Annotated in this window: 23 protein-coding genes and 1 pseudogene; 16 read left to right on the top strand and 8 right to left on the bottom strand. The window is 30.1% G+C overall.

Annotation, left to right across the window (positions count from 1 at the left end):
* Positions 1–5: 5 nt before the first annotated feature.
* On the top strand, positions 6–1,439 hold the full coding sequence (locus OW730_RS24510; protein WP_271226677.1) for an N-acetylglucosaminidase: 1,434 nt from the start codon (positions 6–8) through the stop codon (positions 1,437–1,439).
* A 45-nt stretch (positions 1,440–1,484) separates the two neighbouring features.
* On the opposite strand, the gene OW730_RS24505 is transcribed toward OW730_RS24510, so the two are convergent.
* Positions 1,485–2,039: a TetR/AcrR family transcriptional regulator gene (locus OW730_RS24505; protein WP_271226676.1), complete on the bottom strand. Its 555-nt coding sequence runs from the start codon at positions 2,037–2,039 to the stop codon at positions 1,485–1,487.
* Between the two features lie 161 nt (positions 2,040–2,200).
* Here OW730_RS24505 and OW730_RS24500 point away from each other — a divergent pair, with 161 nt between their 5' ends.
* From OW730_RS24500 to OW730_RS24490, 3 genes are all read left to right on the top strand, one after another.
* The gene (locus tag OW730_RS24500) at positions 2,201–3,514 is read left to right on the top strand and encodes a glycoside hydrolase family 1 protein (RefSeq protein ID WP_271226675.1); all 1,314 of its coding nucleotides are present in this window, start codon (positions 2,201–2,203) and stop codon (positions 3,512–3,514) included.
* Positions 3,498–4,841, top strand: a complete 1,344-nt coding sequence (locus OW730_RS24495) for an MFS transporter (protein ID WP_271226674.1) — start codon at positions 3,498–3,500, stop codon at positions 4,839–4,841. Before OW730_RS24500 ends, OW730_RS24495 begins: the two co-directional genes overlap by 17 nt.
* Before the next feature lie 144 nt (positions 4,842–4,985).
* Complete coding sequence (locus OW730_RS24490; protein ID WP_271226673.1) at positions 4,986–6,344, top strand: MFS transporter; 1,359 nt, start codon at positions 4,986–4,988, stop codon at positions 6,342–6,344.
* A 243-nt stretch (positions 6,345–6,587) separates the two neighbouring features.
* Here OW730_RS24490 and OW730_RS24485 read toward each other — a convergent pair whose 3' ends face one another.
* Positions 6,588–7,070 (bottom strand): hypothetical protein, encoded by a 483-nt coding sequence (locus OW730_RS24485; RefSeq protein ID WP_271226672.1) that lies wholly within the window; start codon positions 7,068–7,070, stop codon positions 6,588–6,590.
* A gap of 265 nt (positions 7,071–7,335) precedes the next feature.
* Between OW730_RS24485 and OW730_RS24480 the strand changes: the two genes are divergently transcribed.
* From OW730_RS24480 to OW730_RS24435, 10 genes and pseudogenes are all read left to right on the top strand, one after another.
* The gene (locus tag OW730_RS24480) at positions 7,336–9,093 is read left to right on the top strand and encodes an ABC transporter ATP-binding protein (protein WP_271226671.1); all 1,758 of its coding nucleotides are present in this window, start codon (positions 7,336–7,338) and stop codon (positions 9,091–9,093) included.
* 13 nt (positions 9,094–9,106) lie between these two features.
* The gene (locus tag OW730_RS24475) at positions 9,107–10,891 is read left to right on the top strand and encodes an ABC transporter ATP-binding protein (RefSeq protein ID WP_271226670.1); all 1,785 of its coding nucleotides are present in this window, start codon (positions 9,107–9,109) and stop codon (positions 10,889–10,891) included.
* Between the two features lie 252 nt (positions 10,892–11,143).
* Complete coding sequence (locus OW730_RS24470) at positions 11,144–11,425, top strand: CPBP family intramembrane glutamic endopeptidase (RefSeq protein WP_271226669.1); 282 nt, start codon at positions 11,144–11,146, stop codon at positions 11,423–11,425.
* Between the two features lie 225 nt (positions 11,426–11,650).
* Positions 11,651–14,788, top strand: a complete 3,138-nt coding sequence (locus OW730_RS24465; RefSeq protein ID WP_271226668.1) for an RHS repeat domain-containing protein — start codon at positions 11,651–11,653, stop codon at positions 14,786–14,788.
* 79 nt (positions 14,789–14,867) lie between these two features.
* Positions 14,868–15,239 (top strand): hypothetical protein, encoded by a 372-nt coding sequence (locus OW730_RS24460; RefSeq protein WP_271226667.1) that lies wholly within the window; start codon positions 14,868–14,870, stop codon positions 15,237–15,239.
* A 502-nt stretch (positions 15,240–15,741) separates the two neighbouring features.
* Positions 15,742–15,918: pseudogene (locus OW730_RS24455) on the top strand (RHS repeat-associated core domain-containing protein); the annotation flags it as partial.
* A gap of 132 nt (positions 15,919–16,050) precedes the next feature.
* Complete coding sequence (locus tag OW730_RS24450) at positions 16,051–16,512, top strand: hypothetical protein (RefSeq protein ID WP_271226666.1); 462 nt, start codon at positions 16,051–16,053, stop codon at positions 16,510–16,512.
* A 13-nt stretch (positions 16,513–16,525) separates the two neighbouring features.
* Complete coding sequence (locus OW730_RS24445; RefSeq protein ID WP_271226665.1) at positions 16,526–17,257, top strand: hypothetical protein; 732 nt, start codon at positions 16,526–16,528, stop codon at positions 17,255–17,257.
* A gap of 675 nt (positions 17,258–17,932) precedes the next feature.
* Entirely contained in the window at positions 17,933–18,358 is a 426-nt protein-coding gene (locus OW730_RS24440) for a GNAT family N-acetyltransferase (protein WP_271226664.1), read from the top strand.
* A gap of 53 nt (positions 18,359–18,411) precedes the next feature.
* Positions 18,412–18,876, top strand: a complete 465-nt coding sequence (locus tag OW730_RS24435; protein WP_271226663.1) for a GNAT family N-acetyltransferase — start codon at positions 18,412–18,414, stop codon at positions 18,874–18,876.
* 54 nt (positions 18,877–18,930) lie between these two features.
* On the opposite strand, the gene OW730_RS24430 is transcribed toward OW730_RS24435, so the two are convergent.
* The 4 genes from OW730_RS24430 to OW730_RS24415 form a co-directional block, all read right to left on the bottom strand.
* Positions 18,931–19,509: a class I SAM-dependent methyltransferase gene (locus OW730_RS24430; RefSeq protein WP_271226662.1), complete on the bottom strand. Its 579-nt coding sequence runs from the start codon at positions 19,507–19,509 to the stop codon at positions 18,931–18,933.
* Positions 19,510–20,046 carry an ECF transporter S component gene (locus tag OW730_RS24425; RefSeq protein WP_271226661.1) on the bottom strand — a complete coding sequence of 179 codons (537 nt, stop codon included), beginning with the start codon at positions 20,044–20,046 and terminating at the stop codon, positions 19,510–19,512.
* 141 nt (positions 20,047–20,187) lie between these two features.
* On the bottom strand, positions 20,188–20,919 hold the full coding sequence (locus OW730_RS24420) for a MerR family transcriptional regulator (RefSeq protein ID WP_271226660.1): 732 nt from the start codon (positions 20,917–20,919) through the stop codon (positions 20,188–20,190).
* A gap of 63 nt (positions 20,920–20,982) precedes the next feature.
* Positions 20,983–21,171, bottom strand: a complete 189-nt coding sequence (locus OW730_RS24415) for a hypothetical protein (RefSeq protein ID WP_271226659.1) — start codon at positions 21,169–21,171, stop codon at positions 20,983–20,985.
* A gap of 297 nt (positions 21,172–21,468) precedes the next feature.
* Between OW730_RS24415 and OW730_RS24410 the strand changes: the two genes are divergently transcribed.
* Positions 21,469–21,651, top strand: coding sequence for a hypothetical protein (locus OW730_RS24410; protein ID WP_271226658.1), 183 nt, complete (start codon positions 21,469–21,471; stop codon positions 21,649–21,651).
* Positions 21,652–21,749: 98 nt separating this feature from the next.
* Here the strand turns inward: OW730_RS24410 and OW730_RS24405 are convergent, their stop codons facing one another.
* On the bottom strand, positions 21,750–22,574 hold the full coding sequence (locus OW730_RS24405; protein WP_271226657.1) for a hypothetical protein: 825 nt from the start codon (positions 22,572–22,574) through the stop codon (positions 21,750–21,752).
* 551 nt (positions 22,575–23,125) lie between these two features.
* Here OW730_RS24405 and thpR point away from each other — a divergent pair.
* Positions 23,126–23,665, top strand: coding sequence for an RNA 2',3'-cyclic phosphodiesterase (gene thpR / locus OW730_RS24400; RefSeq protein WP_271226656.1), 540 nt, complete (start codon positions 23,126–23,128; stop codon positions 23,663–23,665).
* Between the two features lie 69 nt (positions 23,666–23,734).
* On the opposite strand, the gene OW730_RS24395 is transcribed toward thpR, so the two are convergent.
* A complete protein-coding gene (locus OW730_RS24395) occupies positions 23,735–24,265 on the bottom strand; it encodes a GNAT family N-acetyltransferase (RefSeq protein WP_271226655.1) in 531 nt (176 codons plus the stop codon).
* Positions 24,266–24,552: the final 287 nt, after the last annotated feature.

Genomic DNA, 24,552 nt, shown 5'->3' with positions numbered 1-24,552 from the left:
TTACCATGAGATACTTAAAGACGAAAATAGTTATTATGTTATTATTGTTAATTTCAATTTCACAATCTGTTTATGCAAAAAATATTAAATTGGCTGATAATGTGAGTAAACATAAAAAGTGGACAATCACTTTCAATAAGGATTTTGATTCTAATCAAATTGAAAATGTATATGTAACATATGTTAATGGGAGAAATGTCAAAGTTAAGGTTACTACAAATAAAAATAAAATAATTATTCATCCACCAGAAGAAGGGTATATGTACGATACTACATACATAATAAATGTAGACAAAAAGATGCAGTCAATGGACAAGCAATCATTAAGTGAATCCTATAAGTATTATTTCACTATTGAATCAAAAGAAGATGAAATGAATAAAAATGAATCAAATGAAAGCAATGAAGATGAAGGGTCGAATTCTTCCAAGGAAGATACTATAAGGCAGGAGAATATTCTGGAGAATTTATCAGTAAAGTACGATAATAAGACGATAAATACTTCTACTAATAAGGAGTATGTTATTGGCAAAAATTTATTAGTTAAACTTAATGATTCAAGATTTAATTTTAAATTATATAAAGGTAACAAGTTAGAATATAGTAAGAATAATACTTCATCAGTTCAATATAAAATTGATCGTGTAGGTTCATATAAAATAGTTATAACATCATCAAATGAAAAAAAAGAATTCTCTTTTAAAACAACTAATAAAATAATTACTTATGATAAATATAATATAACCTTAGATAAATTTGTAGATCAACAGTACAATAAAAAAAGTTCTGTTTATCAAAAGAATGGTGTATGGGTTAAAGCATCTAGAAGTCAAATTAAACATTATATGGATCCTCAAAATGCTATGAATAATGAGAATATTTATCAATTTTTAACATTAAATTATATCGAAGGAATACAGGTAGATGATATTAATAAAATTCTTAAAGGCAAAGGCACTTTAGAAGGAATGGGTGAAGCTATATTAAAGGGATCTAAAAAATATAATGTTAATCCTGCATATGTTATAGCTCATGCGATTCTGGAAACGGGTCATGGAAAATCTGTTTTGGCTCAAGGGGTTAAAGTAAATCAAGTAGATGGAAATAACGTTACTCCTAAAACAGTTTATAATATGTATGGTATACGTGCTGTAGATTCTAATCCAAATAAATATGGTTCAGAATATGCGTATAAACAAGGTTGGTTTACTCCAGAGGAAGCTATTATAGAAGGAGTAAAATGGATAGGGGAAAATTATATTAATAGTAGAAAATATAATCAAAATACTTTATATGAAATGAGATGGAATAAAGATGTAATATGGCATCAATATTCTACAGATATACGTTGGAGTTATAATCAAACTAAAAGACTTAAAGATGTGTTGGACAAGCTACCATCAGCAATTTTAAAATTTGAAATTCCAGTGTATAAGTAATGAAATATAGAAATGATAAGAGCCGCAGTTTTTAGCTGCGGCTCTTTAAATTATTACTCCTCTCAAAACAAGGTCTATCATATCCACAAGTGTACGTTTGTAATCGCCATAATTTTCTATAGGGGAGTATGGATCAAAAATACTTTGGTAGATTCCTATTAAAATATTTCTCATAACTTTCATATCAAATTCACGAATTACTTTTTGAGAGATTGCTTGATTGAAAAGGAATGTAGTATTTTCCCAATCAGCTTTGAAATGATTATCAACAAATACATATAAATCAGGGCGCATGGCTCTTAGTTCATATAGTCTTCCATAGTTGAAATTATTAATATTATCTGGGAGCAATGTTAGCACTTTTTTTAATTTATCAATTATAGGAATATCGCTTTCCATTATATTCTTTTCTTGATCTTTAATGTTTTTAAATATTGAATGTATCATTTCCACTGCAAGGTCATCCTTTGATGGGAAGTTAGCATATATAGTCTTTTTTGCCATATTTAATTTTTTTGCTAGGGAATCCATAGAGAATTTGATTCCCTTATCATTAAATAGTTCAAGAGCTGTTTTGATTATCTTTTCTTTTATATCCATAGTGAAACTCCTTTAATTTTATTCATCTGTTTATAACAATTAATAAAAATTTTTATAATATACTTAATTGGTAAAATATTGAATATATTGAGATAAAAGTATATAATTATTATAACAGGGAAACTTAAAAAAATAAAATAGTTTCCTAAGGGGGAATTAAATTGAAAGGATTTTCGTTTAGTAAGGATATACTTCTAGGATCTGCAACAGCATCAGTACAAATTGAAGGGGGAGATAAGAATAATAATTGGTATCGATGGTCTGAAAGAGGTAAGATAGCTAATGGGGAAAGCAGTATAGGTGGATGTGATCATTGGAGATTGTTTAAAGAAGATATAGAATTAATTAAAGAACTTAAACAGGAAACTTACAGAATGAGTGTTGAGTGGGCAAGGATTGAACCTGTACAGGGGCAGTTTAACAAGGTGGCTATGGATAGATATAGAGAAGAAATTCAGCTGTTAATAGATGCTGGAATAATCCCATTGGTTACCCTGCATCATTTCAGTGAGCCTATATGGTTTGAGGATATGGGTTCTTGGAATAATAAAAAATCACCTGAGATATTTGAAAAATTTACTGAGTATGTAGTGGAGAATCTTAAGGACTTGGTAGAGGATTGGGCTACAATTAATGAGCCTAATGTGTATCTTCAGGGAAGAAGTCTTGAAGGAAATTTCCCTCCAGGAAAGACAAGTACTATTGATTATTTTAAAGGAGCAGGTAATCTTATAAAAGGGCATATACTTGCATATAAGAAGATACATGAGGTTATTCCAAAGGCAAAGGTTGGTGTGGTGTTACACTATGCTTATTTTGATAGTAAAGATAATAAAACTGGAACTAGAATTGCAAAGAAAATAGTTAAAAGAAATTTTCATGAAATTTTCCTTAAGGGAATGTTTGAAGGAAAATTGCTGTTTCCATTAGGACTGTTTGTTAAGGGTGTTAAGCTAGGGGACTATTGTGATTATATTGGAATTAACTATTATTCAAGGCATGGAGTAAAATCTAGCAGAAAAATCAGCATGCTTTTTACTGAGATATATGTTTTTGAGAATTCTAAGTACAATGATTTAGGTTGGGAGATATACCCAGAAGGATTGTCTAAAGGAATTGAAGAGTTATATTATCAATACAGGTTACCTGTATGGATAACAGAAAACGGTACACCAGATCACAAAGATAAGTTTAGAGGAAAATTTATATTCGATCATCTTAGAGAAGTAAGTAAGCTCCTTGATAAGGGGATACCTATAGAGAGATATTATCATTGGTCAATTATGGATAATTTTGAATGGGATTTAGGGTACTCACCAAGATTTGGGCTAGTGGAGATAGATTACAGCAGTATGGAAAGGAAGATAAGAAAATCAGGGGAATTTTATAGAGAGATAATTGAGAATAATGGTGTTACTCAGGAAATGATAGAGAAATATTTAAAGGTGGAGAGTGAGAATGAAAATAGAAGATAATCTAGCTTATGGTAAAGATAAAGTGAAATTTAGCGAGTATTGTGCATTCTCATTTGGGGTTTTTGGACAAAATATAATCTATGGATTCATAGTGGCATATATCATGATATTCTATACAGATTATTTGGGAATAGCTTCAACAGCAGCAGGAACTTTGTTTTTTGTAGCTAGATTATGGGATGCAATAAATGATCCAATGATGGGATTCTTAACGGAACAGACAAGAACAAGGTGGGGAAAATTTAGACCATATTTTCTTTTTGCACCAATTCCACTTTTAATTGTTATAGTACTTTCATTTACCATACCCACATTTAAGATAGACAACCTACTTTGGGCTTACATGACGTATATAGCATATGGAATGATATATACCGTAATGGATATTCCTATGTGGAGTATGACATCAGTTATGTCAAAAAATCAAAAGGAAAGAAATAAATTTATAACATGTGGGAAAACAGCTGCTCCTTTAGCTTTAGTTCTTGTTTCAGTAGTTACTGTTCCAGTAATGAAATTATTTGGTGAAGGTGCTATCGGATATAAGCTGACTGCATTATTATATGGAGCAATAGCATTTGTAGGCTTCATGGGATTGTTTTTATTTACAAGGGAGCGAGTAGAGTATTCAGAGAATAAAGTTACTTTCAAGGAGAGTATTAATTTAATTATAAGAAATACTCCACTTCTTAAGATACTATCAGCTCAGATTCTTGTAACACTGGTTGATAGTTTGATAATGGCTTTGATTATGTATTACTGCATATATGTTTTAGGCAGTGATAGCTATGTACCACTTCTTAGTGCATCTTTTGTAATTCCTATGATAATTGGAGTTATTATTGCATCAAAGTTAGGAGAGCAGTTCGGTAAGAAAAGGACGCTAATAATATTTTTAGTTATAAGATTTATGGGATTTATCCTATTATATTTTGTAGGATATGAGAATATCTATTTATTTATAGGAGTAAACACAATTGTATCCATTACATTTGGAGCACCAGAAGTGTTATTACCATCGATGATGGTTGAGACCATAGATTATATGGAATTGAAAACTGGGATTAGAGCGGAAGGGGTAATATGGTCTACTCAAACGTTTATTGCTAAAGCAGGTGCGGCATTATCAGGAGTGATTCTGGGAATTCTGCTCAAATTCATAAAGTATGTCCCTAATGAAGTACAGACGGTATCTACAATAAAGGGATTCCACGGAATATTGACACTTGTGCCAGCTCTTGCTGTATTGTTAACACTTATACCTATAATAGTTTATAAGTTAGATGAAAAAAAATATAGAGAAATATTGAGGAAGTTAGGAAGATAAAAAATAAATCATCCCTAGAGAAATTAACCTAGGGGTGATTTTGTTTTTTTGATAATAAATGAATAAATAGGTTAAAGATAACGTAATCATTATAACAAGGAAACTAGAGATAATAATAAATGGTTTCCCAAGGGGGAATTAATTATGAAAGAGAAAGGAAATCTAGCTTATAGTAATGGAAAGGTGAAATTCAGGGAGTACTTCGCATTCTCCTTTGGAGTTTTTGGGCAGAATATGATAGGTGGGTTTGTTGTTGCATATATCATGATATTCTATACAGATTATTTAGGAATTGCATCCACTGCTGCAGGAACACTGTTCTTTGTAGCTAGATTATGGGATGCAATAAATGACCCTATGATGGGCTTTTTAACTGAACAGACAAGAACAAGATGGGGAAAATTCAGACCGTATTTTCTATATGCTCCGATTCCTCTTTTAATAATCATTGTGCTTTTATTTTCAACACCTTCATTTAATATAGGAAACCTGATGTGGGCATATGTAACATACATAGCATATGGGATGATATATACAATAATGGATATTCCAATGTGGAGTATGACATCTGTTATGTCAACCAATCAGATAGAAAGAAATAGGTTGATTACATGTGGTAAAACAGCGGCCCCTTTGGGGATAGTTCTGGTTTCTTTGGTGACTGTTCCATTAATAAAGATATTTGGGGGTGGGGCTAGTGGATACAGGATGACAGCTCTACTATATGGAGTAATTGCATTTGTAGGATTTATGGGGTTGTTTTTATTTACGAAGGAACGTATGACCTATTCGGAGAAAAAAGTTACTCTCAAGGACAGTATTAATTTAATAATAAAAAATACTCCACTTCTTAAAATTTTATCAGCTCAAGTCCTTATTATAATTGTGAATAGCATAATAATGGCAACAGTAATGTATTATTGTATATATGTTCTTGGAAGTGATGGATATGTTCCAATCCTGAGTGCATCCTTTGTATTTCCTATGATAGTTGGCTTTATCATAGCATTAAAATTAGGAAACAGATTAGGAAAAAAGAGAGCTCTTATTATTTTTATAGTTTTAAGATTTATAGGATTCATCCTATTATATTTTGTGGGATATGAGAATATCTATATATTCATTGGAATAAATGCAATAGTATCAATTACATTCGGAGCACCAGAGGTTTTATTGCCATCTATGATGGTTGAGACAATAGATTATATGGAATTGAAAACTGGGATTAGAGCGGAAGGTGTTATTTGGTCGACCCAGACTTTTATTGCAAAAACAGGAGGAGCACTAGCAGGAATTTTACTTGGGATTCTATTAAAATTCATAGAATATGTTCCTAATGAAGTACAGACGGTATCAACAATAAATGGATTACATGGAATACTAACTCTTGTACCAGCAGCAGCGCTGTTATTAGCACTCGTACCTGTTATGGTTTATAAACTAGATGAGAAAAAGCATAGAGAGATTTTACGAGCATTAGGAAGGGGAAATAAAAATGGATAATGTAGAATGGATAATGTATAATGAATGACATTTCTCTACGAGAAATTTAAATCTTAATGATCAGTGGACAATAGAGGTTTTACTCGTTTCAATTTTGATGAAACCTTGTATTTAAATTACAATATTTTATTCTAGGATAAAATGAGTAAAAAACTATTGTCCCAAAGAACAAAAAAATGTAGCTTCTGCGTAAGCAGAAGCATCTATCATTATACATTCTCCATTATCAATTATACATTTGTTTTAAAGCGTGATGTGGCATTTAACAATTTTCCACTTTCCATCAACAGGAATCAATGTAATAACCAATTCATTTTGTAATTCTTCAATTAGTGTTTTATTCTTCTCAAGAAGATTCTTGTTCATAAGATTGAAAGATACTGTGCATCTAACACTTATAGAATCATTATTATGTATTACTTCATTATATGAGATATCAAAAAATACAATGTTTTTTTTATGCTTAACAATATAGTTATAATAATCTAATAAAACTTTATCATTTTCAAAATTTTTGAAGCCTTCTTCAGTGAAGTAGTCTTTGAATACATCAAAAGAATACTCAGAGGAATTAACCTTTTCTAATTCATCACAAGATTGATTGTACATCTCAATAGCAAATTTTTTTACAAGCTCTTTGCTAAGTTTTTCTTCATTCTTACCACACCCAATAAAAGAAACTGTTACGGAAATTAACAGTAAACTCATAATTAATATTTTTTTCATAAATAAAGCCCCCTTTTTCATGTCTCAACCATTATATACTAATATTTAATTAAATTCCATAAAATTGTTATAAAAACATAATTATCAATGTTAAAATATATAAATTAATACATAAAGTTACGTATGTATATAATCCCAAGGGTGTTTATAATGCTCAACTTTAATTATGAATTGTTAATGAGGTTTGAAAAGGATATAACAAATGCTACTATTTAATTGAAGACAATGAATTAGAGGATGAATTGTGTGAAAGGGGGAAATAGACATGAAAATCAGATTAAAAGAGTATTTAAGTTTATTTAGTAAGTACCTTAAGAACCAATGGATAAGCGTACTTGTAATGGTAACTATTATACTCATTAATATAGGGATTCAGATCATGAATCCACAGATAATGAAGGTATTTTTAGATAAGGCTGTGGAGGGAGAAGCGTTAAGAAGTTTAATGGGGGTAGCTGGAATATTTATAGGGTTATCCTTTGTGCAGCATATAGTTAATATTTTAGAAACATACACTTGTCAGAATGTTGGTTGGAGAGCCACTAATGGATTAAGAGAGGAGCTTATTTCTCATTGTATTAATCTTGATATGGACTTTCATAAAACAAAACAACCTGGTGAGATGATTGAAAGAGTAGATGGAGATGTGAATATGCTCTTTGAGTTTTTCTCAAAGCTTGTGCTAGATATACTTAATAATTTGATATTGATGATAGGGGTATTGATAATGTTCATTTTTGTAAATCCAGTGATGGGAGGAATTTTTACTGTTTATACAATAATATCATTAGTGGTTATTAGAAAATATCAATTAAAGGGAGTTGCTCCTTGGGAGAAATGCTATGAAGCAGAGGGCAAATTCTGGGGAATGATGGATGAAGAACTTACTAATATTGAGGATATAAAATCCTCTGGGGCAGTTAATTATGCTATTCATAAGTATTTAATAAGATTGAAAGATGTATTTCATATTAAGAAAAAGGCTACAATGATTGGGTTTAGAATGTGGAATTTATCTACCTTTATAAAAACTACAGGGATAATTATTGCTTTGGGAAGTGGATTATATTTATGGAAGTACCAAGGGGCTTCCATTGGAACAATATATCTTATTTATGAGTACACAAAGAGAATAAGTAATCCCTTAAATATGATAAGAAGAAGACTTGTAGTTTTGCAGAAGGCAGAGGCTAGTATATTGAGAGTTAAGGAACTATTTGAAATAAAATCATCAATAAAAGATGGAGATCTGAAACTTAAAAGTCATGGTCCTTTAGATGTGGATATTAAAAACTTATCATTTGAATATACTGAGGGTATTCCTGTACTTAAGGATATTTCTCTTAACATTAAAAGTGGGAAAATTATAGGTATTCTAGGGAGAACCGGAAGTGGAAAGACAACTCTAGTTAGGCTTCTATCAAAATTATATGAGCCTACAAAGGGGGAGATAGTTCTAGGAGGGATGCCATTAGGTGAACTCTCTAATGAGAGTGTGAAGGATAATATGGCTTATGTAACTCAAGATGTTCATATATACACATCAACAATTAGAGATAACCTTACTTTGTTTGACTCAAGTTACAGTGATGAGCAGATAATATGTGCTCTTAAGGAATTAGGGTTAGATGAGTGGATTAAGAAATTCCCATTAGGGCTGGATACTGTTTTAAACACAACAGGAGCTGGACTATCTTCAGGTGAAGCACAACTTTTAGCCTTTGCTAGAATTCTTTTAAAGAAGCCTGGATTAGTAATCCTTGATGAGGCATCTTCAAGAATCGATACTATAACAGAAAAAATCATGGAAAAGGCAATAGATAAGATTACTGAGAGTTGCACATGTATAATAATAGCCCATAGATTATCAACAGTTAATAAGGCTGATTCTATACTTGTACTTGAAGAAGGACAAATTGTTGAACTTGGCGAGAGAGAAGAATTAATAAAGGATAGTGAATCAAGATATTCTAAACTTATTAGAGAGAGTTTAAAAGGGCATCATGAGTTGTTGGTAAACTAAGGAGGTGTGAATTTTGAGTGGAAAGGGTAATAGAAAATATAAGAGATTGGTGAATTTAGTATGGAAGATGATTTCATATAAACCATGGTTAACTTTTTTCAATATAATTTTATGGTTTTATATTTTTGCATATAATATAATTCCGGCAGTTATTGTGAAAGAATTCTTTAAAAAGCTAGAGGGAAGTTCAAATATTGATAAAGATGTAATTTTTCTGTTAGCAATACTAGGCGTAGCTGCTTTATCAAATATGGTAACAGTATATTTGGGCGGATTATGCTACTATGTGAAAGATTATTTAATCACTGGAATTATTAAGAGAAATATGTTAGAGAAGCTTTTTAAGAAGCATGGTGGAGAAGCATTAAAGGTTTCCACAGGAGATGCATTGAATCATTTTAAAGATGATGTAAGAGAGATAACTGCAATACTAGATTATGGATGTGATTTTATTGGAACTGCTGGATTTACAATATTCGCATTTATAATAATGTTTAACATTAATCCCATGGTAACTCTAGTAGTGTTTATTCCAACTAATATAGTTGTGCTCATAGGGAAAAGAGTATCAAAAAAGATTGGTAAATATAGAGCTCAAAGCAGAAAAGAGACCTCAAAGATAAGTGGTTTCATACAGGAGATATTCTCCTCTATCCAAGGTATTAAGATAGCTGGAACTGAGAAAAATATAGTTAATAAATTGAAGGATTTAAATAAAGAAAGACATAAGGCGATGTTAAAGGACGTTACTTTTACTCAGATTGTGAATTCTATATATAGTAGCACATTAAGTATAGGAACAAGTATTGTTTTGTTATTATGCGCTAGATTAATCACAAATGGAGAGTTTTCAGTAGGAGATTTCGCCTTTTTCATATATTGCATGGAATATGTTACTGACTTTATTCAAAGAACTGGTGAGTATATAACTCAAATAAAGCAAACAGATGTGGCACTTGACCGTCTAGAGGAGTTAATGGGAATAGAAAAGGTTGAGAGTTTACTTAATACAAATGAAATATACTTAAATAGAGACATTCCAGAAAAGGTTATAGATGACTATGATGAAAATAAAATTCAAACTGAATTCAGAAACCTAGAATTAAATGGATTAGGCTATAAATACAAGGAGTCTGAGAATGGAATAAAAGATGTGAGTCTTAAGATTGACAAAGGAACTTTTACAGTTGTAACAGGTAGAATAGGTTCAGGTAAGACAACCTTGTTAAAAACCCTTATAGGACTACTCCCTGCACAGTCAGGAGAAATTCTTTGGAATGGTGAAAAGCTAACAAGAACTCATGAGCAGATGATTCCTCCAAAGGTTGGATATATTGGTCAGATACCACATTTGTTTAGTGAATCAATAGGAGAGAATATAACTCTAGGGCAATCATATACAGAAGAACAAATTAAAAAGGCAATCTCATCAGCTGTACTTGAAGATGATATAAAAAATATGGAAGATGGATTGAATACAATGATAGGATCACAAGGGGTGAAACTATCAGGTGGACAAATCCAAAGAGTGGCAGCAGCTAGAATGTTTATGAAAAACGCTGAACTATTAGTATTAGATGATATCTCAAGTGCACTGGATGTTAAAACAGAAAATACACTTTGGGAAAGGTTATTTGAGAAGAAAACTGCTACATGTATAGCAGTTTCAAATAAAAAGGTTGCACTTCAAAGAGCTGATAATATAATTGTTATGAAAGATGGTAGAGTTGAAGGGATAGGTACATTTCAAGAGCTTATTGAAGGGTGTGAGGAATTTAGGGAACTAGCTTTGATATGATTCCAGTGTTTAAAAAACACTATCTGAAATTTCAAGTTTGATAGTAAAAAATGAAATATAGTTAAGTAACTAAGATGCTATTCAAATAGCATCTTTTTTATAATTATAGAATTATTTACATTAAAGTATAAATATGATATCATCTTATGACAGTTTAATTTTTGACTTAATGGAGGGAATTATGAGATTATTGAAAAGTTTAAACTTGGATGGTGTGTTGTTATTTCATCAATTATTTTTGGGATAGCACATATGAATGCTTTGCAAGGAATTTATGCCTTCTTATCAGGAATGGTATTTGCTATTATATATGATAAAACAAAAAATATTTTGGCACCTATAATAATGCATATTACTTTAAATTTTTTTGGCACATATGGTTTATCGGCTATTGAGGAACGGGTTGGTTCGGTTGTAGTAGGTATTCTAACTATAATAGCGGTTATAATAGTGCCAATAGCACTTATAACTTTCTTAAAGAAAAATAAAGTAGCTAAATTTTATAATAAAGGTAATCTTAACACTGGTGAGTAAAAAAGACTCCTTCTGATAGTTCAGAAGGAGTCTTTTAGATATAAAAGATATTAATTTTTCCTCACTTAGCTTGGTATATTATAACATATTAGATATTAAGAGTTTAGTATATTGATTTAATATAAATATTTAAATGGAAAGCATAATATAAAAACTGCAAAAACAGCAGAAAATGTAATATCTACTTTTGAGTATGATCAGTATGGAAATCCTAATAAAACACAGGTGGGAGATAAATCAAAACTGTTTATAGAAGCAAGTGCAACATACTCTTTATATGGAAACTATATTGATACTGTGAAAGATCCATTAGGAAGTACAGTAAAATATGTTTACAATAAGAAGAGAGATAATCTTGATGCCGTTATCGACAGTGAAGGAAACATTGCCTTCTCAATCTATGATGAATTAGATACCTTAGTTGAAAACTATGCAATAGCCGCAAATGATAACGTCGAGGTATTCCCACTTAAGGGAAGTACAAATGGAACCAAAGGTACTGTACCAAAGTCAGACCAGAGCACATTTGTTAAGGATGGAACAGAAGTTCTTTACAAAACAGATGGAACCCCTTTAACCTATGATTTATCATTAAACCAAGACGCAGGAACAATAAGCTTGTTCATCAATACATCTGGAACAGGTACAAGATATTTAATATCTTCAAATGGTAGCGATAATCAGATGTTAAATGTGTATCTTGACAGCAACGATAAAGTTAATGCAGCTGTAAGAGGAACAGATAACAGTTGGATAACTGCTGCCACAACTGCCGCTTTAACTAAGAATAAGTGGTACTCTGTGACAGTAAGATGGTCAAATGATGCAAGTGGATTAGATATCGACTTATTCGTAGACGGAACTGAATACCCAGGGAATGTGGTAAATAATGCCAAGGATTTTACCGATTTGGATGTAACAATAGGAAGCTATGTTAATGGAAGTTACTCATTAAATGGTAATATAGATCAACTTATTTACTCTAAGATAGCATTAGATAATAATGAAATAGCAAAGTTTAGCGATAACGGCAGAGGAAACTATCTAGAGAAAAACTATGTTGGAAATAAGTACACTTATGAAAATGACAGAGTTAAGTCAATTACTCATAACCAAGGAAAAGATGAGCAAAATAATGAGTATGAAGTAACTTATAACTTTAGCTATGATAAGTTTGGAAATGTAACAGAAGTAAAAGTAGGTAACCAATCATTAATCAGTCATGAGTATGAGCTTAACAATGGTAAATTAAAGAAATCAATTTATGGTAATGGAGACTTCATAGAACATGACTTAGATAAAGAAGATAGAATAGTAAGTGATAAGTACAATGGACAAGTTAAGTATGAATATGAGTATGATGCTAACGGAAACATTGGCCGTCATATAGACCATGAGAATGGTGGAATAACCTACAGATACATCTATGATCTAGCAGACAGACTTGGGAAAGTTATAGATTCAGAAGGAAACTCAACAGAATATAACTATGACATAGAAAGTAATTTAGAGAGTCTAGTTCATAAGATTAACAATAACACTTATACAACAAGTTATTCATATGATTTAGATAATAAGCTTACAGAAATCAATTATAACAACAATAAGATAAAGTATGATTATAATTCAATACTAGGAAGATTGGATAAAAAAAGCATTTTTTTTAATGGCGGAACAACATCTATTTACGATGTAACCTACAGCTATGAAGATGGAGCATTAACAAATTCAACAACAAATAGAATAAGTGAACTTTCACTCAAAAGTAAAAATTCAACAGTAGAAGAAAAAATCAAATATACCTATGACAGCAGGGGAAATATAACGACGGTAACTAATGTTGAGGACGATAAAACAATTCAATACTATTATAACTATCTTAATGAATTAGAAAGAGAAGATAATCCGTACCTGGGTGAAAGTGGTAAAACGATAAAATACACTTATGATAAAGGCGGAAATATCTTAAATAAAACCGAGTATAATTATAAAGATATTGAAGGAACTACAAGCCCAAGAATATACAATTATCAGTATGGTGATAATAACTGGAAGGACAAGCTTACAAGTTTTGATGGAAAGACTATAACTTACTACACTGATGATACTGCTCCAGAAGGAGAAAATATTGACATTGGAAATCCAAAAGAATACGATGGATGGGAATTCACATGGCAAAAAGGAAGACAGCTAGCAACAATGAATCATAGTGATAATGGAATAAATATTTCATATAAGTATAATGCTAGCGGAATAAGGTCTGAAAAGAAAGTTGAAGAAAATGGACAAACAGTAACGACGAAGTATCTTCTAGAAGGAGATAAAGTAATTTATGAAGAAAGTGTTGATACAGCCAATAATGTTATAGAAAAAATATATTATACGTATAGTAGTGGTGGAAAGTTAATAAGTATGAATTACTCATCAAAAGATGAGCAGGAGCAATGGGTTTCTAATGAATACTTCTATATAAGAAATACTCAGGGAGACATTATAGGGTTGATTGATGGAAGTGGAAATGAAGTAGTAGAGTATACTTATGATTCATGGGGTAAACTAATAAGTATAAAAGATATAAATGGTGTAGATGTAACGAACAATAATGCGCATGTAGGATATAAAAATCCATATAGATATAGAGGATATAGATATGACAATGAGACGAAACTATATTATCTAAACTCACGATATTATAATTCAGAGTGGGGTAGGTTTGTTAATGCTGATGCATTAGCAGGTGTTCTTGGTGAAATATTATCACATAATGTATTTGTGTATTGTAAAAATAATCCAATTAATATGAGTGATCCAAGTGGTTATAGACCAATATTTACAGTAACAGGGGAAGAGACAAATGAAATGTATCAAACATCTCTTGATGTTATGGCTAAATCATCTATTAGTAAACCCAAAAAATATCAAAAAACTAACACTAGACAGAAAGGTTTTTATGTAACTAAAGACCAAGTTGCTGGTATTATGAAAGGTCTAGCAGGGGGGATAGTTGATGGTATCATAGAAGAAGGGGCGGAAAACTTGCCAAGTCACATTATAGACTTTGGAAACAGGGCATCAAGACGTGCAGGAAATTATTTTCCAATACCAATTCCAGGGATGGAAGCACTAAAAACAACAACAGTGATGGGTGCTATTGGTTTATTTACAACAGGAGCTTCTGTAGTAAATAACTTTATGAATTATGAACTAGGTGAAGCATTAGGAAGAAGTGCGATAGATATTAGTGTAACAGCTATATCTATATTTGCTGGGGCAGTGGGATCGCCAGTGGCTGGGATGGTTGTTGGTACTGCTTCCAGTTTTGTAGGAGAAGGATTAAAAAATCTATTTTGGGGAAGTAAATAATAAAACAATATAAAGTTATTTTTATAAATCAATAGATTTAGAGAATGATTAATGTATTAAAAAATGAGGTGATAATAACATGAAAAAAAAGCTTGAAATCTCTGGAGGTATAGTTGGAATTACAGCAGTTATTGTTACAAGAGCTGTATTAGATGCAATAGGATTTTCTAAAACAGATATAAAATTTCAAGTATCTTTATTTTATATTTTACCAATTATAATATTTATTTATATTCATTTTAATAAAAGATTAAAAAGAAAGCAGAGAAAGTACTTTATTCTGACAGCATTATTATTATTATTATTAAGTATTTTATCAACAATAGTGATAATAATAAAGGATGGATTTTATGAATATTATTTAATGTTTGAAGTACCAATCATAATAATTATTATATCCTTATTCTTTATTTGCGGCATAACTACTGTTTTAGCAGTAAAAAAAGAATGAATTAGTACTAAATTTTATTACTATATATCACATATTAAAATGAAAAAAAATTAACATTATTTACGTCATACTTAAATTTTATTTCTACTAATATTTAAGTATGACTTTTTATTAGTTTTTTATGTGAGCTGAATGTTTGTGTTAAGGGGCTAAAAATGAAAAATTCTTGGGAGTTTTGGTTTGAAAGTGTGTTTAAGGTTTAAAAGCGAAAGCTTTTTAGGGTTTACAAGCGTGTTAAAGGTTTAAAAGCGCTAGCTTCTTAGGTAGAGTAGTAAGTAAAGTTTATAACAAGAGTAGCAGAAAAACTTGAACCCCAAAAAGGTTTATAGCCGAAAGGCAAGGGCTTAAGAGTTTTTAAGAGAGAATGTAAAGAAAAGTTGGGATAATAAAGGGTTAATAAGATGAAGATTTCTGGGACAGAAATAACCGACATTGTACATTATACATTCTCCATTCTCAATTAAGCGAAGCGTGAAGCGCTTATGATTCATGGGGTAAACTAATAAGCATAAAAGATATAGATGGTGTAGATGTAACGAACAATAAAGCGCATGTAGGATATAAAAATCCTTATAGATATAGAGGATACAGATATGATAGTGAGACTGGTCTTTATTATTTACAATCAAGAAATTATAATCCAGAGTGGGGTAGGTTTGTTAATGCGGATGGGTTAATTACGGGTAATATTTTTGTATATTGTAATAATGATCCTGTAAATAATTATGATCCAAGTGGGTATCAAAGTTTTTCTGCTCATGATGATGGCGGTGCAGGTGGAATTATAATTCCGACAACCACAGAAGGTGTTTTGGAGTGTTTAAAAGGCTTATGGTATGGGATTACTGGAACAGTAACATCAATAGCAACGGGGCAAGTGATAGAGAATTATAAAAATAGGACAAAAGATAAATCAAAAGAGAAGGAGAAGGCTGTTGCACATGGTAATAGCAAAAGGAGTAAAAAACGTCAACATGTTTATGAAATATATAATATAGCTGATGGAGATGTAGTGAAAACTGGAATTAGTGGAGGCAAAGTTAGACGCGATGGAAAGTCATATAGAGCTGAAAGGCAAGTAAGAGTTTTTAATAAATTGGATAAAGAAAAAGGAATAACATATGCTTCAAGAATAATAGCTTATTGTCCTGATAGGATTAGTGCACTTACGCTTGAATGGTATAACACGCAATACCTATATGCTATGGGTAATTCCATGAAATATCATAAGATACCAGGAGCGGCCTGGGATTTTATTAATTTATTTTATTAGAGGTGATTAATAGATGTATCTAAAAGGAATTCAAATTGATCTACCATATAGAATTAATAAAGAGAATATTGAAAGAATTATGGTTGAAGAAAAATGTAGTTATGAAGAAGCATATAAAATTGACTACGATCAAAATTGGAAGTGGCAAAAAAGACGTAGGCTTGAGTTAGAGACTAGATGTATAGCAGCAATGTTTATAAGGTTACTTGGAAGGTATAACACTAAAGATTGTTCGAAAATAGTTATTGATTGTGTTGATGAAGTGAAGAGAAAGGGATATTCTTGTGCAATGGGTATATGTCCGGTTGATTATTTATTAGATTATGAAGAATTCTTTTCAAAAGGTGATAAGGAGAAAAAGGAGCATGTATTTCAGATTATTAAAGAAAGTATTAATTCTATTGGTAAAGCAAAAGAGTGGGATATGAAGCCAATTCAAGAAGTGTTTGATAAGATTCAAGAATTAGAATATAACAACTACTGGACATATGGAAGAAAAGTAAAAAGTCCTAACAAGTTATATACAGCAGAATTATATATTGAACATGAAATTAAAGAAATTAATTTCTATATTTTGATAAGAGATATGAAGGGGGAAGTTGTACAAAAGAAATTAATAATAACTGAGAAACCTAGTGAATGGTTCTATTGTGGATATTTAGGGAAGTTATCATGGTTATCAGATACTGAGATAGAGTTAAGTAATAAAGCTTGGCAGAATAAATGGAGTGTATTGTCAAAGTAGTATTTATCCTAAGTTATTATAAATGTGCTTTTAAAAAGATTAATTAATAAACAGAAATATAAATTAATCTAGTGATTTCAATAACCCTACCAATAATTTATAAAGTATTGGTAGGGTTATTTGTTGTTTATTATAATAAAGTATAATTGTGATAGCTTATTATAGTAAACCACTTTTTATTCTATTAAGCAGTTAAAAATCAAAAATCTTTTGGTCTAAGGTTTACAAGCGTGTTAAAGGTTTAAAAGCGCTAGCTTCTTAGGTAGAGTAGTAAGTAAAGTTTATAACAAGAGTAGCAGAAAAACTTGAACCCCAAAAAGGTTTATAGCCGAAAGGCAGGGGCTTAAGATTTTTTAAGAGAGAATGTAAAGAAAAGTTGGGATAATAAAGGGTTAATAAGATGAAGATTTCTGGGACAGAAATAACTGAATAATAAACATAAAAAAAGCCAAACATTATTAAATGTTTGGCTTATCTGTTTTTAGGCACAGTACATTATACATCATAACATATTAGAAATTAAAAGTCTAGTATTATTTTCCTGTTATTGTATAATATAGTTGTCGGCAATATTTAGCATATGCAAATAGAAATAAAATTTATAAATAAACAAATATATTTAATGGAATTTTGAATCCTACAAAAAATTATAAATTAAACTGGGGGAAATTAAATGTGGAAAATTATATTATGGAGGAAAGTACAAGAGATGAATGTAAGGTGGTTAATAATGGGATAATTGAATATAATGCAAGTAAAGTTCCGTTTACGCAAGAACCATCTTTTTTACCAATTAATAGAGTTATAAAAGGTATTGATGGAGATATTAGAGCAGGAATAAATAGTTTATTATATTGTTGGAATTGCCTTCATATAGGTGCTTTGTGGGTTAAAGAGGAATTTAGACAAAATGGGTATGGTTCGGTACTTTTAAATGAAGTTGAGAAAATTGCAAAAGAAAAAGGCTGCAATTTAATTCATGTAGATACTTTTGATTTTCAAGCAAAAGATTTTTACCTTAAGCATGGATATGAAGTGTTTGGGGTATTGGATGACTGCCCTTCGGAACATAAGTATTACTTTATGAAAAAGAATATATAGTACGAATATCAACGTATTAGACACATAAAAGAGTATATAGGAGGAGAAAATAAATGAATAAAGAATATAGCATTCAGTTTGCACAAACTCAAGATTTAGATTCTTGGATGAGAATGATTGAAATTGTTAAAGACAATTTCCCAGGTTTAAAAACTTTAGAGCAATTCGAGAGTTATAGACAAACAGTGATTAAAAATATTAATAGAGAAACTGCTATTTGTGTAAAGAAGTTAGGACAGGTTGTAGGAGTTTTAATATTTTCTTATAACTCAAAATGTCTTTCTTGTATGGCAGTACATCCAGATCATAGAAAAAAAGGAATTGCATCTGCAATGATTACGAAAATGCTTGAATTATTTCCAGATGATGTTGACATCTCTGTTACAACTTTTATAGAAGGGGATGTAAAGGGAATAGCTCCTAGACCCTTATATAAGAAGTTTGGATTTGTTGAAGATGAATTAGTAGAGGAGTTTAATTATCCACATCAAAGATTTGTCTTGCATAGAAAATTATAATAGGAAAAAAGAAATTATTTGAATTAAGGTATAAAAGAAAAGCTTCTGAGATATCTAGAAGCTTTTCTTAATTCCGCTTATATAATACATTTCATTATTATCAACCATAATATCTACTTTAAAATAGTTACTCATTAATTCAGCTGTTTCTTTTACAGGTGCAAGCTTATGTTCTTTTACACTTTCTGTGTTGCTGTGGATTGCATTAATCTTTTCTTTACTATCAGAATGAGCAATTACTAGTTTGCCATTTTCATTCATAAGGTTAAATATGTGATCAAATAGTTTCTGTTTATCTTTAAAGTGTGGATATGCTGAATAAATAAATACATAATCAAATTCATTTTCATTATATTCCATAACATCACTTACAATAAACTCTACTCTGGTATCATCATATTTTTCTTTTGCAACCTCAATCATGTTCTCAGAAATGTCTACAGCTTTAATAATTTTTGGAGATTTATTTAATAGGTATTTCACTAAAACTCCTGTACCTGTTGCTATATCCAGAATTTTCGCACCTATATGTATTTCAGAAAGCTCTAATATTTCTTTGATTTTATTTTCATCATGGGTGCACATTTCATCCCATTTAGCTGCTACACTGTTAAAAAAGTCTCTGTCATTCATTTAACCGGAAATCCTCCCTGTGCTTTCATGTTTAATATGGTTGTTATATAAGCTAAGGATTAATGGAATCAATATAAATTGAATAACTATACCCCAAATACAAGTTACAAAAGATGCGATTAAAAATCCTTTTAATACAAAAGCTTTACCTGTACCAACCATAAGTATATATTTCATTATACCACTTATGAGTCTTCCAGAAATCATTGAAATAATTAAAGAAATATATAAATTTATTTTTCTGTTTCTGTAAAGATATCCTCCTACTAAACCATAAGTAGCTAACTCAAAAATCATTGATACACCTATTGGAAATAATGGAGGCATTCCTGTTAGTAGTGAGCTTAATAATGGAGTTACGATTCCTACCATGACACCATATTGTGGTCCTAAGATAAATCCACATAAAAGAACTGGTATATGCATAGGTAAAAATACTTGTCCAGGAACTCCTGTTGAATGAAAAATAAATGGTAAGATAAGTCCTAATGCAAGAAATAAACTAGCTTTTACGAGATTACTTGTTCTTAAATTCATTAATTTTCCTCCTTATAGAAAAAAGGCAAAGCAAAGAACCTTACCTTCATAATCTGTTATGGTATATAATGATAATAGCACATAAATTTAAATGAATAAACAAATTTAGACAAATATTGAAATTTTAATGATAAAAATTACTTAATTATTTTCGCAATAGTAGTCCATAGCTTCTTTCATAAAATAAGCTAAACCTTTTTTAGTTTTATCTATATTTTTTGTAAAACGTTCATCTTCAACATATAATTGTCCTAAGCCTTTAAAAATTTCTAGTGTGCAATCATAATAATATTTGGTTATGTGATTTTTCCACTGGTCAACTAATTGTTGAATTGTTTCATCAGAAGCTCCTTTATCCATATTTTGAGCAAGTCCAATGTATATGGTATTTGCTTCTTCATTTATCTCTTCCCACTGAGTTTTACTGTATTTTGATGTTCTTTTATATGATTGTTTTGCTGTATTACCATACTTTTCTATAGCTTCTTCTTTATGTTTTTCAAAGTTTTCATTATTAAATGTTTTGATCATATTAATTTCAAATCCTTTCATAATAGTTTCATCAATTGAAGTGATAATCTTATCTATTCGTTTTCTTTTTTCCAATAATAATTTTTTATGTTTTTTTAAAGCTTCATTCTTATCAAATTCAGGATTATTTATTATCTCTTTTATTTTACATAGAGGAAAATCAAGTTCTTTAAAAAATAATATCTGCCATAGTTTTTCAATGTCTTTTCCACTATATAAACGATATTTCGAGTTTGTTTTATGTTGCGGTTTTAATAATCCTATTTCGTCATAATAATGTAGAGTTCTAATGCTTATGCCTGCAAGCTTTGAAACCTCATTTACAGTAATCATTTCTTTCATTTAATTATCACCTCAAGTATGAGTATAAACTATTACGTTCCGTTATAGTCAATAGTATATGAGTTAGTTATTTTTTTTATTATTTATTGAACTTGATATACCAAAAACAAATAATCCAAGAAGAAATCCAATAATAATACCAAGTGGAAGCTTGTTAAGAAGAACGCCACCAACAACCCCTAAACCAGAACAGAGTGTTAAACCTATAAGACCGTAATTAACAGAATTAGTACTTTCTTTTTTATTCCCCATTTATGATATCCCTCCTATTATAACTATATAATATATAATTATTTCTACAATATAAAGTAAATACCTTTCAAGCATTAGAATCTACTAATTTTATTTATTCATTATTATATAGTTAATATTTTATCTGGACTTTCATCAATGTTAGATTTCCATTTTAATGTTTTCTACCCATCAAGTTAATATTGTTATGAAATATCTAATGAATTATAATATCTTCATGTTAAAAACCTATTGCTTTTATGAAATTAATTATTTTTTAAAAGTATAAACAATGATAGAAATTAGGGGGTAAAGCTAATGATGAAGAGTACATTAAAAGGGATTATTGCTGGAATGGCTTTAGTGATTGCTTTACTTTCAACGAGCATAGATATTTTGACCTGGGAGAATCCCAATAGAAATGAAGTGGAAAATAATTTTACAATTAATGCAAATGTAAAGATAAAAGAAGGACTAGATGTAATTCTTGAAAATATATAGTAGTTGAATAAAGCATGTTTTGATCCAGTTGGTAGTGGACAAAACATGCTTTTCTTATGTAGAATTTTCAGATGAACTTTAAAAAGTTTTAAGGAAGATTAAAAACTTCCACCACCACCGCCACCATTAGGGGCTGGTACAAATATAAATGAACCAGGCTGCCATGGAGATACGTAGAATTCGGAACCTAGCCATCTTTTATCAGTGTTAAAGAAAGTACCAGATTTAAATCCGAACCATGCATTTGAAGTAATAGTTCTATCAGCTTCATACCAGTCACACATACGTCCGTATTTATCATAATATCTTGTTACAGTAGCTGTTTTAACAAATACATTTCTATTATTATATTGTTCTAATGTAGCAACTCCACCGTCTGGATTAGATTCTAACCATATATCTCCCCATCCATTACCATTTGTGAAATCAAAGTATCTGTCATCTGTACTAAATTTGAAATATACTTCGTCACCTTTACCAATTTTTATACCATCAATACCTTTCCAATCTTTATGATAGACTTGTACAGGTGTTCCAAGGTCATCTGCTAATATTGTATATTGATTTCCTAACCATGTTTCATAAGTTATACCACGATTTTCAGCATTTTGGATATCAGCATCTATTAAACTATAAAGATGTCCCTGTGATACTACAAAATAATATTTGCCTCCTGATAATAAATCATTTCCATTACTATCTTTAACACAAGAAGAACTTGGAAGATTATTTTTTTCAGTAACGAAGTCATTTAAAGTAGTATAAGCAGCGTTATTTATTACCCCTCCAGATGCTTGCAGTACAGCTAGTACGTCAGAATAATGTGTTCCAGTATCAGCTTTAGCGGAAGTTGGGAATGCTAAAGAAAGGGATACAGAAAAAAATAGTACTAAGGCGAAAAAAATGTTTCTTTGGTTTTTCATTATTAAACCACTCCTTTAATAATTTTATTAATCCAAATATTGAAACTTACTTGTACACAAATAAAGAGAATATGTCATAAAGATTATAGTATAATAAATGTCGAAAATTATGTATAATGAAATTTCTATATTCAGATTCTTGCATAAATATATAATAAATGAAAAAAGGGGAAATTACAAGATAAATAAGAAAAAATGTTGTAAAAAGTAAAATAATAGAATTAACATTAGTTGTGATTGGTTTTACTTGAATAATATATGTGTTTTGAATAAAGAAAAACAAGAGAAAAAGAATAGAAAGAGGGTTATTGAGGTGGAATATTCGTGATATTAATTTGGGATTTCGTAAAGTTGAAAATTTGAGTAAAATGAAAGCGATACAAGTGTATGCTTTGGGTAATATGATATCATGAATGGAAATAAGGTTTTTGAAATCAAAATATACTATGTATAAAAATTATTAAGCTTTAAATTTAAAAAATATGTCCATAGAATGATATAGAGGTATATAGAATAAAATAGAATATAAAAAGAAAGAGGAGAATTATAAGATGAGGGTTTTTATAGGTATTCAATTAAGCTGTGAGTTAAAAGAATTTCTAGCAAGAATGCAAAGCCAGTTAGAAGATAATTGTGCCTGCGGTAGATTTACTAAAAGAGAGAATCTACATATTACCCTTAACTTCATTGGGGAATTAAACGAAAATAAAGTTAAAGAAGTAGAAGGAATAATAAAAAAAGTAGTAAGTAAATTCCATGCATTTAATATTGAAGTAAAAGGAATAAGTTTTTTTGAAAATAATAATAAGAGGCTTTTTTTCGCTAAGGTTGAAAAGAATGATAAGCTCATAAAATTACAAAAGGAACTTAGTAATGAACTAAGTAAAATCGGACTAAAACAAGAAAGAAGGGTGTATAAACCGCATATAACTATAGGGAGAAATATTGAATTATTAAATGGTTATGATACACAAACTATGGAAGATAATTGTTTTGTAGAGAAGGTCAAAAAAGTAACTTTTTTTGAAAGTGTATTTATGAAAAGTGGAGTTGAATACTATGATTTATTTACGGAAAGATTGAAAAAATAAGTTCTCTTATAAAGTTAAAAAAGTCTGTGTGGATTTACACAGACTTTTTTAGACTACATCAATTTATAATTAAACTAAAAGTCCCATATACATTAAGTCATATAGAACGCCATTACACATCATTTCATTTCTTAAGATGCCTTCTTCTTCAAATCCTAACTTTTTATATACATGTATAGCATTTGTGTTGTCAGTTCTTACTCTTAAGCTTATCTTTTGTATATGTTCATTTTCTTTTCCCCAATTTACTAGATAATTAAGAAGTTCTTTACCGATTCCCATATTCCAGTAATCTTTTAATACTTGCACACCAAATTCACCAGTATGGGCAAATTTTTTCAGAGAACCAGCTCTGAAGGATAAGTTTCCTACTATTTTTCCATCTAAAACAGCTACCAACAAAATCGCATTTGGTGCTTGAGAGTACATTCCTATTGTATGAGTTTGTTCTTCATCAGTAATATGAAATTCCTCAGGCTCGAGACCAAAATGCTCAGTTTCTAATATTATAGTTTTTAACATTTCATTTAAATCTACAGCGTCTTCAACACGTGCTTTCCTAATTTCAAGCTTCTGATTGTTTTTTAAGATTTTCTCCATTTTTCATCCCCCAGTTATTATGTTTTTCAACTTAATAATAAATACATTAAGCTTATTTGAATCTACAGACAAAGAATTTTGTCGCCCTAATAAGTTATTAATTCTATAAAAGTTATTATTATCCTTTTTGTTCAGTGAGGAGAATTACAGGAGTTTTTAGTAATATAAATACACTGACGATGTTTTGTATTATAGTAAAGCTAATACAAAATGATATATAATAGAGGATGAGTTGGTTATTAATTAAATTATTAATAGGAAAGCATGTGAGTATATAGAAGAATGGA

The organism is Oceanirhabdus sp. W0125-5, from assembly GCF_027938815.1.
Taxonomy (GTDB): domain Bacteria; phylum Bacillota; class Clostridia; order Clostridiales; family Clostridiaceae; genus Oceanirhabdus.
Note: the sequence above shows the minus strand (reverse complement) of the source record. Positions and strands in the feature narration are given on the sequence as shown.

What these genes read in the sequence shown, in the direction of transcription:
- OW730_RS24485 (WP_271226672.1), bottom strand. Translation starts at nt 7,070, where the DNA reads ATGAAAAAAATATTAATTATGAGTTTACTGTTAATTTCCGTAACAGTT.
- OW730_RS24495 (WP_271226674.1), top strand. Translation starts at nt 3,498, where the DNA reads ATGAAAATAGAAGATAATCTAGCTTATGGTAAAGATAAAGTGAAATTT.
- OW730_RS24405 (WP_271226657.1), bottom strand. Translation starts at nt 22,574, where the DNA reads ATGAAAAACCAAAGAAACATTTTTTTCGCCTTAGTACTATTTTTTTCT.
- OW730_RS24470 (WP_271226669.1), top strand. Translation starts at nt 11,144, where the DNA reads ATGAATGCTTTGCAAGGAATTTATGCCTTCTTATCAGGAATGGTATTT.
- OW730_RS24420 (WP_271226660.1), bottom strand. Translation starts at nt 20,919, where the DNA reads ATGAAAGAAATGATTACTGTAAATGAGGTTTCAAAGCTTGCAGGCATA.
- OW730_RS24415 (WP_271226659.1), bottom strand. Translation starts at nt 21,171, where the DNA reads ATGGGGAATAAAAAAGAAAGTACTAATTCTGTTAATTACGGTCTTATA.
- thpR (WP_271226656.1), top strand. Translation starts at nt 23,126, where the DNA reads ATGAGGGTTTTTATAGGTATTCAATTAAGCTGTGAGTTAAAAGAATTT.
- OW730_RS24490 (WP_271226673.1), top strand. Translation starts at nt 4,986, where the DNA reads ATGAAAGAGAAAGGAAATCTAGCTTATAGTAATGGAAAGGTGAAATTC.
- OW730_RS24460 (WP_271226667.1), top strand. Translation starts at nt 14,868, where the DNA reads ATGAAAAAAAAGCTTGAAATCTCTGGAGGTATAGTTGGAATTACAGCA.
- OW730_RS24510 (WP_271226677.1), top strand. Translation starts at nt 6, where the DNA reads ATGAGATACTTAAAGACGAAAATAGTTATTATGTTATTATTGTTAATT.
- OW730_RS24410 (WP_271226658.1), top strand. Translation starts at nt 21,469, where the DNA reads ATGATGAAGAGTACATTAAAAGGGATTATTGCTGGAATGGCTTTAGTG.
- OW730_RS24445 (WP_271226665.1), top strand. Translation starts at nt 16,526, where the DNA reads ATGTATCTAAAAGGAATTCAAATTGATCTACCATATAGAATTAATAAA.
- OW730_RS24395 (WP_271226655.1), bottom strand. Translation starts at nt 24,265, where the DNA reads ATGGAGAAAATCTTAAAAAACAATCAGAAGCTTGAAATTAGGAAAGCA.
- OW730_RS24505 (WP_271226676.1), bottom strand. Translation starts at nt 2,039, where the DNA reads ATGGATATAAAAGAAAAGATAATCAAAACAGCTCTTGAACTATTTAAT.
- OW730_RS24425 (WP_271226661.1), bottom strand. Translation starts at nt 20,046, where the DNA reads ATGAATTTAAGAACAAGTAATCTCGTAAAAGCTAGTTTATTTCTTGCA.
- OW730_RS24430 (WP_271226662.1), bottom strand. Translation starts at nt 19,509, where the DNA reads ATGAATGACAGAGACTTTTTTAACAGTGTAGCAGCTAAATGGGATGAA.
- OW730_RS24480 (WP_271226671.1), top strand. Translation starts at nt 7,336, where the DNA reads ATGAAAATCAGATTAAAAGAGTATTTAAGTTTATTTAGTAAGTACCTT.
- OW730_RS24435 (WP_271226663.1), top strand. Translation starts at nt 18,412, where the DNA reads ATGAATAAAGAATATAGCATTCAGTTTGCACAAACTCAAGATTTAGAT.